At 67.6% G+C, this 15025-nt stretch carries 13 protein-coding genes and 1 pseudogene; 9 read left to right on the plus strand and 5 right to left on the minus strand.

Going from position 1 to position 15025, the window contains the following annotated elements; genetic code table 11:
* Positions 1-48: 48 nt before the first annotated feature.
* Together pyk and ASD13_RS08500 are read left to right on the plus strand one after the other, a co-directional pair.
* Positions 49-1497: a pyruvate kinase gene (gene pyk / locus ASD13_RS08495; protein ID WP_055868164.1), complete on the plus strand. Its 1449-nt coding sequence runs from the start codon at positions 49-51 to the stop codon at positions 1495-1497.
* Positions 1498-1576: 79 nt separating this feature from the next.
* Positions 1577-2263, plus strand: coding sequence for an esterase/lipase family protein (locus tag ASD13_RS08500; protein ID WP_200942469.1), 687 nt, complete (start codon positions 1577-1579; stop codon positions 2261-2263).
* Positions 2264-2266: 3 nt separating this feature from the next.
* Here the strand turns inward: ASD13_RS08500 and ASD13_RS08505 are convergent, their stop codons facing one another.
* On the minus strand, positions 2267-3526 hold the full coding sequence (locus tag ASD13_RS08505) for an alpha/beta fold hydrolase (protein WP_055868170.1): 1260 nt from the start codon (positions 3524-3526) through the stop codon (positions 2267-2269).
* Positions 3527-3586: 60 nt separating this feature from the next.
* Here ASD13_RS08505 and ASD13_RS08510 point away from each other — a divergent pair, with 60 nt between their 5' ends.
* Positions 3587-4153 carry a hypothetical protein gene (locus tag ASD13_RS08510; RefSeq protein WP_157535608.1) on the plus strand — a complete coding sequence of 189 codons (567 nt, stop codon included), beginning with the start codon at positions 3587-3589 and terminating at the stop codon, positions 4151-4153.
* Between the two features lie 101 nt (positions 4154-4254).
* On the opposite strand, the gene ASD13_RS08515 is transcribed toward ASD13_RS08510, so the two are convergent.
* Positions 4255-4716 (minus strand): universal stress protein, encoded by a 462-nt coding sequence (locus tag ASD13_RS08515; RefSeq protein WP_055869157.1) that lies wholly within the window; start codon positions 4714-4716, stop codon positions 4255-4257.
* 205 nt (positions 4717-4921) lie between these two features.
* Between ASD13_RS08515 and ASD13_RS08520 the strand changes: the two are divergent.
* Both ASD13_RS08520 and ASD13_RS08525 read left to right on the plus strand, forming a co-directional pair.
* A pseudogene (locus tag ASD13_RS08520) lies at positions 4922-7412 on the plus strand (phosphoketolase family protein).
* Between the two features lie 4 nt (positions 7413-7416).
* Positions 7417-8085 (plus strand): BON domain-containing protein, encoded by a 669-nt coding sequence (locus ASD13_RS08525; protein ID WP_055868175.1) that lies wholly within the window; start codon positions 7417-7419, stop codon positions 8083-8085.
* Here the strand turns inward: ASD13_RS08525 and ASD13_RS08530 are convergent.
* From ASD13_RS08530 to ASD13_RS08540, 3 genes are all read right to left on the minus strand, one after another.
* A complete protein-coding gene (locus ASD13_RS08530) occupies positions 8079-8750 on the minus strand; it encodes a response regulator (protein ID WP_055868178.1) in 672 nt (223 codons plus the stop codon). The two genes, ASD13_RS08525 and ASD13_RS08530, sit on opposite strands and share 7 nt — an antisense overlap.
* A gap of 266 nt (positions 8751-9016) precedes the next feature.
* Positions 9017-9508, minus strand: coding sequence for a universal stress protein (locus ASD13_RS08535; protein WP_055868181.1), 492 nt, complete (start codon positions 9506-9508; stop codon positions 9017-9019).
* Between the two features lie 64 nt (positions 9509-9572).
* A complete protein-coding gene (locus ASD13_RS08540) occupies positions 9573-10331 on the minus strand; it encodes a universal stress protein (RefSeq protein ID WP_055868185.1) in 759 nt (252 codons plus the stop codon).
* Positions 10332-10459: 128 nt separating this feature from the next.
* Between ASD13_RS08540 and ASD13_RS08545 the strand changes: the two genes are divergently transcribed.
* From ASD13_RS08545 to ASD13_RS08560, 4 genes are all read left to right on the plus strand, one after another.
* The gene (locus tag ASD13_RS08545; RefSeq protein ID WP_055868187.1) at positions 10460-12157 is read left to right on the plus strand and encodes a sensor histidine kinase; all 1698 of its coding nucleotides are present in this window, start codon (positions 10460-10462) and stop codon (positions 12155-12157) included.
* A complete protein-coding gene (locus ASD13_RS08550) occupies positions 12154-12822 on the plus strand; it encodes a response regulator (RefSeq protein ID WP_055868191.1) in 669 nt (222 codons plus the stop codon). Before ASD13_RS08545 ends, ASD13_RS08550 begins: the two co-directional genes overlap by 4 nt.
* 205 nt (positions 12823-13027) lie before the next feature.
* Positions 13028-13609 (plus strand): flavodoxin family protein, encoded by a 582-nt coding sequence (locus tag ASD13_RS08555; RefSeq protein WP_055868194.1) that lies wholly within the window; start codon positions 13028-13030, stop codon positions 13607-13609.
* Positions 13606-15021 (plus strand): MBL fold metallo-hydrolase, encoded by a 1416-nt coding sequence (locus ASD13_RS08560; protein WP_055868197.1) that lies wholly within the window; start codon positions 13606-13608, stop codon positions 15019-15021. The genes ASD13_RS08555 and ASD13_RS08560 overlap by 4 nt, the downstream gene beginning before the upstream one ends.
* The last annotated feature ends 4 nt before the right edge of the window (positions 15022-15025 follow it).

The following is a 15025-nucleotide window of genomic DNA, read 5'->3' on the forward strand; positions in this document are numbered from 1 at the left end:
GCACCGTCGCCTGATTTACCTTCCCCCACTTCTACCCTGGAGAAATCTTTGAGACGCGCGAAAATCGTCGCCACCCTGGGCCCCGCCACCTCCACCTATGAGACGGTGCGCGCACTGATCGATGCGGGGGTGGATGTCGCTCGACTGAACCTCAGCCACGGTGACTACTCCGTGCACGAGAACAACTACGCCAACGTGCGTCGTGCCGCAGAGGACGCCGGTCGTCCGGTCGCCATCCTCGTCGACCTCCAGGGGCCGAAGATCCGTCTCGGCAAGTTCGAGAACGGCCCTTACGAGCTCGCCAAGGGCGACATCTTCAAGATCACCACCGAAGACATCATCGGCAACAAGGACATCTGCGGTACGACCTTCAAGGGTCTCCCGCAGGACGTCAAGCCCGGTGACTTCCTCCTCATCGACGACGGCAAGGTGCGCGTCGAGGTCGTCGAGACCGACGGTGTCACGGTCACCACCAAGGTGATCGTCGCCGGGGCCGTCTCGAACAACAAGGGCATCAACCTGCCCGGCGTCGCCGTCAACGTCCCCGCGCTGAGCGAGAAGGACGAGGACGACCTGCGTTGGGGTCTGCGCATCGGCGCCGACCTGATCGCCCTGTCGTTCGTCCGCAACGCCGACGACGTCACCCGTGTGCACGAGATCATGGCGGAAGAGGGCGTCCGCGTGCCCGTCATCGCCAAGGTCGAGAAGCCGCAGGCCGTCGACGCGCTCGAGGAGATCGTCGACGCCTTCGACTCGATCATGGTCGCCCGTGGCGACCTGGGCGTCGAGCTTCCGCTCGAGGCCGTGCCGATCGTGCAGAAGCGTGCGGTCGAGATCGCACGTCGCATGGCCAAGCCGGTCATCGTCGCGACGCAGATGCTCGAGTCGATGATCAACAGCCCCGTTCCGACGCGCGCCGAGACCTCGGATGTCGCGAATGCGGTGCTCGACGGTGCAGACGCGGTCATGCTCTCCGGTGAGACGAGCGTCGGCGACTACCCCGTCGTGGTCGTGGAGACCATGGCTCGCATCATCGAGTCGACCGAGGAGCACGGCCTGGAGCGCATCGCGCCCCTCACGACCAAGCCCCGCACGCAGGGTGGCGCGATCACCCTCGCCGCTCTCGAGGTCGCCGAGTTCGTCGACGCGAAGTTCCTCTGCGTGTTCACGCAGTCCGGTGACTCGGCACGCCGCCTGTCGCGTCTGCGCTCGCGCATCCCGATGATCGCCTTCACACCGGAGCCTGGTATCCGCCGCCGCATGGCGCTGACGTGGGGCATCCGCTCGACCCTGGTCGACATGGTGCAGCACACCGACCTGATGTATCACCAGGTCGACGAGTACCTGCTCGGCAACGGTCTCGCCGAGGAAGGGGACAAGGTCGTCGTGATCTCCGGTTCCCCTCCCGGAATCGTCGGATCGACGAACGACCTTCGTGTGCACAAGGTCGGCGATGCGATCCGCGGTGCCGCCCCCATCTACAAGGCCGGCGTCTGACGGACAGCATCCAGAGGGGGCGGGACTTCGGTCCCGCCCCCTCTGTCATATGCGTCAGGTAGTTTTCACTCATGGAGCCGTGCCGTCGTCCGAGGAGCACATCATCGGCGTGCTGAGGAACGCCGGGTGGTGGGTCGCTGACTACGTCTACGCGGGGTACTGGCAGGTGCGTGCGCTGTTCGACCGCACCGATCCGGCCTCCTTCGCATCCGGGCGCGCCGCCCACATCGTCGTGCTCCCCGGTGTGTACGAGACCTGGAGGTTCCTGCAACCGCTCGTCGTGGCGATGCATCGGCGCGGGCACCCCGTCCACATCGTCGACGCGCTCCGCCGCAATCAGCAGCCGGTGGTCGACCTGGCCGCCGATGTGACGGCCTTCCTCGAGGAGCATGACCTCACCGATGTGATCCTCGTCGCCCACAGCAAGGGCGGCCTCGCAGGGAAACTCGTCATGACCGGCCCGGCGGGAGAGCGGGTGCGGTCGATGCTCGCGGTCGCGACACCGTTCGGCGGATCTCGCTACGCCCGCCGCATACTGTCACGCACTCTGCGGGAGTTCTCTCCGGAAGCCCCGTCGATCGTGAGTCTCGCACGGCAGCTGAGCGTGAACGAGCGGATCGTCTCGGTCTACGCGGGGTTCGATCCGCACATCCCGGAGGGGAGCGAGCTCGCCGGCGCCAAGAACGTCCGCCTCGAGACGGGCGGACACTTCCGGATCCTCGCCCACCCGCGGGTTCTGGCAGAGCTCGCGGTCCTGGCGGAGTAGCGCTCAGTCGCAGCCGTCGGCAGCGGGGCGGCCTCCACCGAGCGTCGGGAGCCACAGGAGCAGATCCGGCAGCGCGGCGTAGGCGGCGAGGCCGTGGGTGACATCCGGATAGCGGTGGAAGGTGACATCCGTGCTCTGCGTGCAGAGCAGCTTCACGTAGCCCTCGGTCGCGCTCGGGAGCACGAGCTCGTCTGCTTCTCCCTGACCGACGAAGACCGGCACCCTGAGAGGGCTGTTCCCCGCACTGTTCTCCTGGAGCATCGTCTGCCAGGGCTCTGTCGTCGCAGGGTCGCTTCGCACGTAGCGACCGACGAGCGGGTCGGCGATCGCGTGGATCTGCGCGTTCTGGGTGAGCAGGCACAGGGCGGCCATGTCGGGGGTCGCCGACAGCCCGGCGGGCGTGAGCACGTCGGTGATCGCCTCGGAGCCGTACTGCTCTGCGTAGGCGGCTTCGTAGGCCGGGATGGCGAAGGAGGCGATGGTGACGCCCGAGAGGTTGACGATGTCGTCGGTCATCAAGGCGTTCAGATTCGCCGCCGGCGCCGCCACCGCGACGCCCTCGATCGTGAGCTCGTGCGCGTACTCCGCCGCGCGCTCCGCCGCGAACAGAACCGCCTGGCCTCCCTGCGAATGTCCCCACAGCACGACCCTGTCGCTCACCCCTGCGCCGTCGATGCGGCGTGCTGCGCGCACGATGTCCAGCACGCTGTTGGATTCGGGAATGCCCAGCAGATACGACGAGGCGCCTTCGATCCCGAGGCCGGGATAGTCGGTGGCGGCGATGGCGTACCCCTCGGCGAGCAGCTCGTGCATCCCCTCGATGTACTCGAACGGATCCATCCCGAGCGACGGTGCGCACCGTGTGGCCGCCCCCGTGGTGGGATGGCCCCAGGACACGATCGTGCGTCCGCCGTCGGGAACCGGCCCGTTCGGGACGATCACGACGCCGGACACCGGGATATCCGCGCCCGCCTGATCGCGCGAGTGGTAGATCACACGCCACGCGCTGGTGCCGACGGGAGCGCTTTCGATCGGTGCGATGCGGATGATCTCGCCCGGATCGTCGCGGGGCAGGGGAGTGGGAAGCGCATAGAAGGCCGGATCCGTCCGCGCATCCTCCTGTTCGGCCAGCGTTCGGCGGGTGACCTCGATCGCGACGAGCACGAGCACCACGATCACGAGGGCGCCGATCAGGATGAGGGCGCGGCGTCGGCGCCGCGGGCGCGTGGCATGCGCGGCCGGCAGACCGTCACCGTTGTGCATAAGGACTTTCTAGCGCACGCAGCGAAAGAGCACGAGGAGGGTCCCGTTACGATGGCGCTCATGACGCCAACGGTCCCGAGAACCCGACGGTCGTCGTTGCGGCCCACGGTCATCGGGTGGGTGGCATGGTGCCTCTTCATCCTGAGCGTCTTCGTGGTGTCCACGAATGCAGGGCGTGACCGCTACACAGGGGTCTGTCCTGGACCGGGCGAGGGCGGACGTGATTGGGTCTTCGAGCTGTTCCCGTTCGCGCAGACGTGTGTGGCGCGCGGTGTCTTCCTCCCTGTCACGGTGGCCGCCGTGATCCAGACCGTCGTCGTGTACGTGTCGCTGCTCGTTGCCCTCGTCGCGACCGTGCGCCTGCTGACCGTGGGGCGCTTCCGAGAGCTTCCTCGTGGCGCGACCGTCCTGATCGCCGCCCAAGCAGCCGGAATCCTCCTCACCGGAGCTATGCTCCTCGTCCAGCTGGACTCCGCTCTCCAGCCGCCAGGAGCGGGTGGCGTCAACGTCGGACTCGTCTGGGGCGCAGCGGTCGCCCTGGGGCTGGCCACCGCGGTCACCGTGATCGTCTTCGTCTTCGTATCGCTCGTGAACCTCGGACGAGCGCACTCGGAGGCGCGACAGTAGTCGGAGTCGGAGGCCAGAGCGGTCGTCGGCACGCAGATGTCCGTCGGCACCGGCGGGCGAGTTCGGCTTCGTCGTCCTGGCGTCGAGCGGGCCTCTCGGGATCAGAGTCGAGTGTGGTCGCCGTCTGCGGTTGCGGTCTTCGGTGTGTGGACGATCAGGACGGGACAGTGCGCGTGTTCCGCGCATGCGGCGCTGACCGATCCCAGGAGCAATCCGGCGAACCCTCCGTGACCGCGACTGCCCAGCACGAGCATGTAGCAGTTCTCGCTCAGTCCGATGAGCGTTCGTGCGGGAGCACCGAGCAGTGTCCGCTGGGTCAGTCCGGCGGGTGGTCGTCCGCCGAAGGCCTTCCGGATGCTGTCACCGAGAATCTCCTCGGCGTCCTGTTCGGGCGACCACTCGATGGCCGCATAGGGATCGATGGGTGGTGCGGTCCATGTGGTGACGACGTGCAGAGGTCTGTTCAGCGCGTCCGCCAGGGGAGCGGCGTAGCGCAGCGCTTCGACGGATGACGCCGAGCCATCGACGCCCACGATGATGCGGTCGGTCCGTGTGGTCTCCATCCCCCCACGATCGCGGGTCCGGTGCGCGATCCCCGGGACGAAGGTCACACCGACCTGACTCCAGAGGTCGTCTGGCGAAAGGGTCTGCGGCGAACGCTGTCCGAGGATCTCGTGGACCGGCTCGGGACCTTCGGCACTGGAGCGCCCGAGCGAACGGAGATGTACTCGTGCTCATGACGCGAACCCCCTTCCGAGACGAAACGCGATGAGTGCGTCCGGAGCCCTCAGCTGGCCGAGCGTCGAGCTGACCGAACCGTCACCCCCGACGCTGGAGGCTCTGAACGCCTGGTGGCGTGCAGCGAACTACCTGTCGGTGGGGCAGATCTACCTGCTCGACAACCCTCTGCTGCGCGAGCCGCTCACCCGCGACCACATCAAGCCGCGACTGCTCGGCCACTGGGGGACCACGCCCGGCCTCAACTTCATCTACGCCCACCTGAACCACGTCATCCGGGAGCGTGCGCTCGATGTCCTCTTCGTCGCCGGGCCGGGTCACGGAGGGCCCGGGATGGTCGCCAACGCCTACCTGGACGGCACATACAGCGAGGTGTACGACGCGATCCCTCGCACCGAGAACGGCGTCCGCGCGCTGTTCCGCCAGTTCTCCTTCCCCGGGGGGATCCCCAGCCACGTGGCACCGGAGACCCCGGGGTCGATCCACGAGGGTGGCGAGCTCGGCTACTCGCTGGCGCACGCCTACGGGGCTGCATTCGACAATCCGGACCTGCTGGTCGGTCGCCGCCGTCGTCGGCGACGGCGAAGCCGAGACCGGGCCCCTGGCGACCGGATGGCACTCGAACAAGTTCCTCGATCCCCAGCACGACGGGGTGGTGCTGCCGATCCTGCACCTGAACGGCTACAAGATCGCCAACCCGACCGTGCTCGCCCGCATCCCCGAAGAGGAGCTTCTGCAGTTGATGCGCGGGTACGGGCACACGCCGTACCTCGTCTCCGGAGGCTTCGACGGTGAGGATCCCCTCGAAGTCCACAGACGATTCGCGCACACCCTGGATCAGGTGCTCAACCAGATCGCGCAGATCAAGGCGGATGCGGCGTCGGGCGCGCTCAACGCCCGTCCCGCCTGGCCGATGATCGTGCTGCGCACACCCAAGGGGTGGACCTGCCCGAAGGTGATCGACGGACATCCGGCGGAGGACAACTGGCGTTCGCACCAGGTTCCCCTTCGGGACGCCCGCGACACGCTCGCGCACACCCAGCTGCTCGAGCACTGGATGCGCTCCTACCGGCCGGAGGAGCTGTTCGACGAGTCGGGTTCGATCAGAGCGTCCGTGGCCGCTCTCGCGCCGGAGGGAGATGCGCGGATGAGTGCCAACCCCGTGGCGAACGGCGGCCTCCTGCGCAGAGACCTGGTTCTCCCGGACTTCCGCGACTACGCCGTCGATGTCCCGGCTCCGGGAGGGTCCGTCAGCGAGGCCACCCGCGTTCTCGGCACCTGGCTGCGCGATGTGATCGCGGCCAACCCGAAGGACTTCCGGATCTTCGGCCCCGACGAGACCGCCTCCAACCGTCTCGACGCCGTCTTCGAGGTCACGGACAAGCAGTGGAACGCCGCGCTGTGGCCGATCGATGACGATAACCACCTGGCCAGGGCCGGCCGCGTCGTCGAGATGCTCAGCGAACACCAGTGTCAGGGTTGGCTCGAGGGCTACCTGCTGACGGGGCGCCATGGAGTCTTCAATTCCTACGAGGCGTTCGTGCACATCGTCGACTCGATGTTCAATCAGCACGCCAAATGGCTGAAGACCGCGAAGGGCATTCCCTGGCGCCGCCCGATCTCCTCACTGAACTACCTGCTCAGCTCACACGTCTGGCGTCAGGATCACAACGGGCTGTCGCACCAGGACCCGGGATTCATCGACCACGTGGTGAACAAGAAGGCGGATGTGGTGCGCGTCTACCTGCCCTTCGACGCCAACACGCTCCTGTCGACCTACGATCACTGTCTGCGTTCGGTGGACTACGTCAACGTCGTCGTCGCCGGCAAGCAGCCGGCGCCGAACTGGTTGACGATGTCGGAGGCCATCGAACACTGCACACGGGGGCTGGGCATCCTGGAATGGGCCGGGAACGAGCGGACGGATCAGGAACCGGACGTCGTCCTCGCGGCGGCGGGTGATGTCCCGACGCTGGAGGTCCTCGCCGCAGCAGCCATCATCCGTGAGCGCATGCCTCGATTGAGCGTCCGAGTCGTCAACGTGGTCGACCTGATGCGGCTCCAGAACGAGGGCGAGCATCCGCACGGACTCAGCGACCGGGAGTACGACGCCGTCTTCACCGAGGACAGGCCTGTGATCTTCGCCTACCACGGCTACCCGTGGCTCATCCACCGCCTCACGTACCGGCGGCACGGACACGACAACCTCCATGTGCGCGGCTACATCGAGGAGGGCACCACGACGACACCGTTCGACATGGTCATGATGAACGACATGGACCGGTTCCACCTCGTGATCGACGTGATCGACCGGGTGCCCGGCCTCGCCTCCACGCACGCGGTGCTGCGACAGGAAATGCAGGATGCGCGGCTTCGTGCGCGGACCTACACGCGCGCGCACGGCGAAGATGCGCCTGAGATCGCGGGGTGGACCTGGAACAGCGCCCCCACCCCGAACGGCGGTGACCGCGGGATCTCTGCGCCTTCCGTCGAACCCGAGCACCACGATCAGAAGGAGTAGCACCATGACATCCACCAGCCGCATCGATGACGAAGACCTCCAGCGAGCGGTCCAGCAGGAACTGGAGTGGACCCCCGATGTCGACAGCGCGGGGATCGGCGTCGCGGTCGAAGACGGCACAGTGGCCCTCTCCGGTGAAGTCGACAGCCACACCGAGCGCCTGGCGGCACGACACGCCGCCCTGCGCGTGCGCGGCGTGAATGCCGTCATCGACCACCTCGGCCTGCCGTCGTCGCCGGACGAACACATGGCCGACACCGCCGTCGCGGAGGAGGTGGAGCACGCTCTTCGCGCTGCCGCTGACGTCCCTCCCGGCGTGAAGGCGGTGATCGAGGGCGGCGACGTCAGCCTCATGGGGGAGGTGGACTGGGACTACGAGCGGCGCGCCGCGAAGCGCGCGGTGCAGCATCTGAAAGGTGTGCGAACCGTGAACAGCATGATCACGCTCACCGCCCGGCCCTCGGCGGCGGATGCAGAGGAACGCATCCGCGGCGCGATCAGGCGCAACGCGCTCGTCGACGCGCACACGATCGAGGTCGCGGTCTCGGGCACCTCGGTCATGCTCACCGGCACCGTCCGATCATGGGCGGAGAAGAATCAGGCTGTGGAAGCGGCCTGGGCCTCTCCGCATGTGACCGAGCTCGACAACCGCATCGTCGTCCGCCCTTATTGATGAGGTGGCGCCGACGGCGCACCGGGAGAGCCGATTCCGGCCGTCCGCTCCGTTTCGAGCACGGCCGCCTGCGTCCGGCGCTCCAGCCCGAGCTTGCTGAGCACGGAGGAGACGTAGTTCTTCACCGTCTTCTCCGCGAGCCCGAGACGGTCACCGATCTGAGCGTTGGTCAGTCCTTCGGCGATCAGCGCGAGCGTCTGCTTCTCGCGCAGGTTGAGCGATCCGTAACGAGGGTCCTCTGTGCGGGCGTCGCGCACGCGATGGGTGATGCGGCGCACCATCGAGGGATTCAGCAGCGACTCTCCGTCGGCCACGGCGCAGACGGCACGCACGAGTTCGTCGGTGTGCAGACTCTTCAACAGGTAGCCGGAGGCATCGCCCATGACGGCGGCGACGAGCGCGTCGTCATCGTCGAATGCGGTCAGGATCAGGCATCGCACGCTCGGATGGGCTTGGCGGATGTGGCGGCACAGATCGATACCGCTGCCGTCAGGGAGATGCACGTCCAGGACGGCGACGTCCGGGAGGGTCTCGGCGATCCGGATGACCGCCTCGCTGCAGGTCGATGCTTCCCCGACCACCGTCAGATCGGGGTGCGCGTCGAGGAGTCCGGCGATGCCGCGGCGCACGATCTCGTGATCGTCGACCAGGAACACTCGGTGCATTCGTCCCTCTCTTCGTTGTCGGACGGCGAGGCGGCCATCAAGGCGGGTGCCGACGTGCAGCTCACAGTACAGCTCGCGACTCGGACGGGAACAGGACTCGTCACGGGACCAAAGACCCACCGTGGGGCGGCCTTCGCGTCGTATCCTCGCCTTCTGGGAAAAAGAGGGGGGAGTCGCCCGCATCGGGAGGGCCGCTCCGAGAAAAAGGGACAGGGGCCGCGCTCCAGGGGCAGTGCGGTTCCTCTCTCTTCTCTCGGCCGTGACGATCAGCGCTTTCCAGGGGGAGCGGAGGCTCGAGGGGCTTCGGATGTGACGGGGTGCGGCATCGGTGTGTGGACGACGAGCACCGGACAGCGGGCGTGGGCCGCGCACGCCGCACTGACGGAGCCGAGGAGCAGCCCGGCGAATCCCCCATGTCCACGACTGCCGACGACGAGCATCGACGCCCGGTCGCTCTGTTCGATGAGCACCTCTGCGGCGCGGCCGGGAACGACCGACTGCGAGAAATGCTCCGGAGGTGATCCCTGGAACGCTGCACGCACGGTATCGAGGAGGCACCGCTGCGCATCCATCTTGGGAGACCATTCGGTGCCGGGATCGAACGGATCGAGCATCACCGGATACGTCCAGGTGGTCACCGCCGCGAGTGGGACATCGAGTGCAGCGGCGATGCGCGCCGCGTACGACAACGCCTCCACGGAGGCGGCGGAGCCATCGACGCCGACGACGATGGGGAGCGGCTCGACGATGTCTGTCATCCGTCCAGGATTCACCCCGCGGGAGCGGCTCGCAGAGGCGAACGTCCCACGGTGTGGTCTCGGCTCATCCCGAGTGGTGGGCCCGATCGCCGGGCACGATGAGGACGGGTGCGTTGATGTTGACGAGGACGTCCTGGACGACAGGTCCGAGGGAATGCTCGCTGCGATGCGCGTGCCCTGCGCCGATGACGACGAGTGCGGCATTCCGGGAGGCGTCCAACAGCGCTTCCGCCGGCGGCCGCACGGTCTCGCGCGTTCGCAGCGTGGCCCGAGGGTGCAGCCGTTGGACGAGAGCGGCCGCCTGCTCCAGCGCGGATGCCGACGTCTCCACGGGCGCCGGAACGATCCCGGAGAACGAGGAATGCACGACTTGCAGCGGCTCCCCGCGCCGTGCGGCCTCGTCGGATGCAGCGCGGACGACGGGATCGAGCAGGTCATCGGCCTTCACTCCGGCGACGACCCCCGAGCGGAAGCGCAGATCGAGGTGCGGCACGACCACGACGGCGCAGCGCGCCACCGCTGCGATGCGCAGACTCATGGTGCCGAAGACACGGCTGTGGATGAACCCCGTCTTGCCGGTGCTGATCACCAGGGCGTCATCATCCTGGAGGAAGCGGGCGAGCTGCTCCGGCACGGGCCCCCTCGGGAGTACGACGTCCGTCGTCCTGTGCGGTTCGGGGTGCGCGAAATCCGCATCGTCTCCGGTCGACACATGCACGCGGATGACCGGGACGCCGGCCGCGGCAGCATGCGACTCGGCCCACGCATGCGCCGTTTCCTCGCCACCGCGTCCCTTGAGCGCCAGGACATATCGTGCAGGCATTCGTGCGCTTCCTCTCTCGGTGGAATGCCATCGTCCGATGAGGGAGGTCGAGTCTGAAGAGTCGAAGGTCCCGCAGAGGTTCCTTTCGAGAGTAGTGTCGGCAATGACTGCCGCGGAAAGTGGGGGTGATGGACGACGAAGAGCTTCGGTTCCCCGACCAGCGCCGATCCGAGCTGGAGAGCACGATCGGCGAGCTGGTAGAACGAGCTCAGCACGTGCTCAGCGCCCAGGGCCGACTGCGCAGCCTGCTCCGTGCGAGCCAGATCGTCGTGGAGGACCTCGACCTCGAACAGGTTCTTCGCCACATCGCCGAGGCCGCCGTGACCCTGGTGGATGCGCAATACGGCGCGCTCGGTGTGATCGACCGCGAGGGGCGCCTGGAGCAGTTCATCCACGTCGGGATGCCGGATGACGTCGCTGATCGGATCGGTGATCTTCCGGAGGGGCATGGTGTGCTGGGGGCGGTCATCGAGAGCGCGCATCCGATCCGCCTGGTCGACCTCGGCGCCGATCCGCGATCGGTGGGGTTGCCCGCGCACCATCCGGTCATGCGCACGTTCCTCGGCGTTCCGATCCGGGTGCGCGGGGAGATTTACGGGAATCTGTATCTCACCAACCGCACGGGCGGCGAGTTCACCGACGAAGACGAAGAGCTGGTGCTCGCCCTCGCGACCACGGCCGCGATCGCGATAGACAATGCGCGTCGCTATGAGGAGTCCCAGCGCCTTCAACGCCTCAGCCACGCCCTTGCTGAGATCTCCGCGGCGTTGCTCTCGGCGGACGCGGGTGACGTCTTCGGCGTGGTGGCGGAGAAGGTGGCCTCCGTCATCGATGCCGACCTGGTGCTGATCGTTGCGCCAGGAGCCGAGGAGGGGCGCTACCACGTGGAGACAGCCCGAGGAGTCGGTGCCGATCGGCTCGAGGGCACGGAGGTTCCCGATGGCGATTCCCTGATCGCCCGGGCGATGAGCGGCGCAAGCGTCGTCTCCAACGCCGATCCTGCCGAGTCGCCCTCCTTCGAAGGGCATCTCTCCGGAGGATCGACCATCGCCGTCCCCCTTCTCGTCGCGGGCACGCCCGCGGGAACCCTGTGCGTGGTCCGCGACGCGACGCAGAAGCACTTCTCGTCCGAGGATCTGTCGGTGCTCTCCGAGTTCGCCGCGCAAGCGGGCATCGCCGTCGCCCTCGCGCATGCCCGTGCTGACCGTCAGCGGCTGGATCTGATCGAGGATCGTGCCCGGATCGCACGAGACCTTCACGACAACGTCATACAGCGGCTGTTCGGGACAGGGCTCGGCCTGCAGGCGCTGGCAGCGACCACGCCTGATCGTGCCGAAGCAATCTCCGCGCACGCCGGAGAGATCGACGCGGCCATCTCCGACTTCCGCACGGCCATCTTCGCTCTTCAGACCACGGACCCCGAGTCGGTCCGTCATCGTCTCCTCGACGTGGTGGGCGAGTTCACCCCGAGTCTTCGCAGCGCTCCCCGCGTCTCGTTCTCCGGTCCCGTCGATCTCCTCGTCACCGGCGCGCTCGGTGAGGACATCGTCGCCGTGGTGCGCGAGTCGCTGAGCAACGTCGCCCGCCATGCGCGCGCCACGACGTCGGAGGTCATCGTCGCCGTCACGGCATCCCATGTCACGGTCGTCGTCGACGACGACGGGATCGGTATGCCCGAGAACCCCGAGCGCGTCAGCGGGACGGCGAATCTGGAGATGCGCGCGCGAGCGCATGGCGGCACGTGCACGGTCGCGGCCCGAGACCTCGGCGGCACGAGGGTCCACTGGCGGGCGCCGCTCGAGGCGGAGACGACAGGCTCCCGATGATCGGCGTGTTCCTGGTGGATGACCACAGCGTCGTCCGTCGCGGAATCGCGCAGATCCTCGACGCGGAGCCGGGGCTCGAGGTGGTCGGAGAATCCGGCACCGTGCGCGGCACGCTCGGGCGGGTGGAGGCGACCTCGCCGGATGTCGTCGTGCTCGACGTGCGGCTCCCGGACGGCAGCGGCGTGGACCTCTGCCGGAGCATCCGATCGGCGCACCCCGGGATTCGATGCCTCATGCTCACGGCCTTCGACGACGACGCGGCGAGCGCCGCCTCGGTGATCGCCGGCGCGTCGGGGTATGTCCTGAAGACGATCCGTGGCACTTCTCTCATCGACTCGATCCGCCGGGCGGCGGCTGGTGAGGACTTGACGCCTCCGGCAGTCACGGCGCGTGTGCGCACCGAGCTCGCTTCTCGCGCGACGGCCCCTCCCGCCCCCGAGGCGCCGCTGACCCTGCGCGAGAGCCAGATTCTGCGCTTGATCGCGGAAGGACTCACGAACCGTCAGATCGGCGAGCGCCTCGGCCTCGCCGAGAAGACGGTCAAGAACTACGTCTCCGGTCTCCTCGCGAAGCTCGGCATGCAGCGTCGCACGCAGGCGGCCGTCTACGGTGCCACGGAGCACTTCTCCGATCGAGCGACGGGGGAACGCTTCGATCCGTCGTGAACGTTGATGGGACGTTCGACCCTGACAGGGGCACCGCACGGGAGAAGCATGTCTCGTCGGGGCACTCCCACCATCGTCAGAGGAGCATCATGGCCGACTCGACCTTCGCCGCACATCGTCCACGCGTGATCGATCCCGCCGATCTGCAGCTTCCCTCCACTCAGCCGATCGACGTCACCGCTCTCCTGCATGAGGGAACGCGATCGTGACGGGTGGATACGCGCATGCCGACGCCCCGTCCACGGACATCGTCTTCGAGTCCTTCTTCGGCAACACCCGTCGCGTGGCCGAGGCGATCGCCGACGGTGTGCGGCAGCATCTCGTCGCCGCCCTCGTCGACGTGCGCGATGAGGTTCCCCCGAACGAGCACGGCGTCCTCGTGGTCGGAGCGCCCACTCACGCCCACTCGCTGAGCAGACCCGCCTCCCGGCGCGAAGCCGAGATGTGGGCCAAGGACCTCGGGAAGCACCTGTCGCTCGAGCAGGGAAGCCGAGCGACCGGGATCCGGGAGTGGATCGAGACCGACCCGCGCGCGGTGTCCGGCTTCGCCGCCTTCGACACCCGTGTCGACATGCCGCGGATCTTCACCGGCTCGGCGGCGACGGCGATCAGCACGCGGCTGCGGAAGCGGGGGCTGCGAGAGCTCGTCCGCCCCGAGAGCTTCCTGGTCGACAAGGACAGCCGACTCCTCGCCGGTGAGCTCGAACGCGCCCATGCCTGGGGTGCCGCACTCGCCCTCGAGGCGCTCTCGGGATCGTCGGCAGCGAGCAGCCGGTCACGACCATGACCGCGACGAAGGGCAGTGCCGCGAGCCTGACCTTTCTCGGGGCCGCCGATACGGTGACCGGCTCCCGCTATCTCGTCAGTGCCCCTTCCTCGCGGATCCTCGTGGATTGCGGGCTGTTCCAGGGATTCAAGGTGCTCCGCGAGCGCAACCGTGCACCGTTTCCGGTCCCTCCGGATTCCATCGACGCGGTGGTCCTCACCCACGCGCATCTGGATCACTCCGGGTACCTCCCGGCACTCGTCAGAGACGGGTTCGGGGGTCGCATCTACGCGAGTGCCGGCACGGCTTCCCTCTCCCGGATCATGCTCATGGACAGTGCGCATCTGCTCGAGGAGGAGGCACGGCATGCGGCGAAGCACAAGTGGTCTCGGCATGAGCATCCCCGACCTCTCTACACGACGCAGGATGCGGAGCGCGCCGTGGAACGGTTCGTCATCGTGCCGGAAGGGGAGGAGACATCTGTATCCGGCGCGATCGGCGTCGAGCTTCATCCGGCCGGTCACATCCTGGGCGCCATGAGCGCATATGTCGACGTCGACGGTCGTCGGCTGTGCTTCACCGGTGACCTCGGACGAACCGATGACCCCCTCATGCGGCCGCCGCACCCCTTCGAAGGCGCCGACGTCCTCGTGACCGAATCCACGTATGGAGATCGCGCACACAGCACTGTCGACCCGGAAACGTCGCTGGGGGACATCGTGCGGCGCACGGTGCGTCGCAACGGTGTGGTGCTCATCCCCGCCTTCGCCGTCGGACGCACCGAGACGGTGCTGTTGCATCTGTCCCGCCTGCGGGACCGCGGTGAGATCCCCGATGTGCCGATCTACGTCAATAGCCCGATGGCGATCAGCGTCGCCGAGGTGTATCGACGCCACCCTGAGGAACATCGGCTGTCCCGAGAAGAGGTCGATCGGCTGTATGGGCTCGCGACGCCGATCCACAGCGTCGACGACTCGAAACTGCTCAATCTGCGCGGAGGGCCGATGATCATCATCTCGGCCAGCGGAATGCTCGCAGGCGGGCGGATCCTCCACCATCTTCAGGCCTACGCCCCCGATGAGCGCAATGCGATCGTCCTCACCGGGTACCAGGCCGGCGGTACACGCGGAGCTCGTCTCCTGTCCGGCGCGCGCACGCTGCGCGTATTCGGCAGAGAGATCGCCGTGGAAGCCGAGGTGGTGGCGATCGACTCGATGTCCGCGCATGCCGATGCCGATGGCGTGCTCCGTTGGATGCGGGGCGCCTCGCACGCGCCCGGTGCCGTGTACGTCACGCACGGCGAACCCGCCGCCGCCGACGCCCTGCGGCTTCGGATCGAACACGAGCTGGGGTGGCCGGCGCGCGTTCCCGCCCACGGAGAAGAAGTACCGATCAGTCCCAAGCACCGACCCCGCGCACGTTTCGCCCCCTGAAAGG

It is taken from the genome of Microbacterium sp. Root1433D1 (assembly GCF_001426835.1).
Lineage (GTDB): Bacteria > Actinomycetota > Actinomycetes > Actinomycetales > Microbacteriaceae > Microbacterium > Microbacterium maritypicum.

What these genes read in the sequence shown, in the direction of transcription:
- ASD13_RS08510 (WP_157535608.1), top strand. Translation starts at nt 3,587, where the DNA reads ATGACGCCAACGGTCCCGAGAACCCGACGGTCGTCGTTGCGGCCCACG.
- ASD13_RS08530 (WP_055868178.1), bottom strand. Translation starts at nt 8,750, where the DNA reads ATGCACCGAGTGTTCCTGGTCGACGATCACGAGATCGTGCGCCGCGGC.
- ASD13_RS08550 (WP_055868191.1), top strand. Translation starts at nt 12,154, where the DNA reads ATGATCGGCGTGTTCCTGGTGGATGACCACAGCGTCGTCCGTCGCGGA.
- ASD13_RS08505 (WP_055868170.1), bottom strand. Translation starts at nt 3,526, where the DNA reads ATGCACAACGGTGACGGTCTGCCGGCCGCGCATGCCACGCGCCCGCGG.
- ASD13_RS08540 (WP_055868185.1), bottom strand. Translation starts at nt 10,331, where the DNA reads ATGCCTGCACGATATGTCCTGGCGCTCAAGGGACGCGGTGGCGAGGAA.
- ASD13_RS08535 (WP_055868181.1), bottom strand. Translation starts at nt 9,508, where the DNA reads ATGACAGACATCGTCGAGCCGCTCCCCATCGTCGTCGGCGTCGATGGC.
- ASD13_RS08545 (WP_055868187.1), top strand. Translation starts at nt 10,460, where the DNA reads ATGGACGACGAAGAGCTTCGGTTCCCCGACCAGCGCCGATCCGAGCTG.
- ASD13_RS08560 (WP_055868197.1), top strand. Translation starts at nt 13,606, where the DNA reads ATGACCGCGACGAAGGGCAGTGCCGCGAGCCTGACCTTTCTCGGGGCC.
- ASD13_RS08515 (WP_055869157.1), bottom strand. Translation starts at nt 4,716, where the DNA reads ATGGAGACCACACGGACCGACCGCATCATCGTGGGCGTCGATGGCTCG.
- ASD13_RS08525 (WP_055868175.1), top strand. Translation starts at nt 7,417, where the DNA reads ATGACATCCACCAGCCGCATCGATGACGAAGACCTCCAGCGAGCGGTC.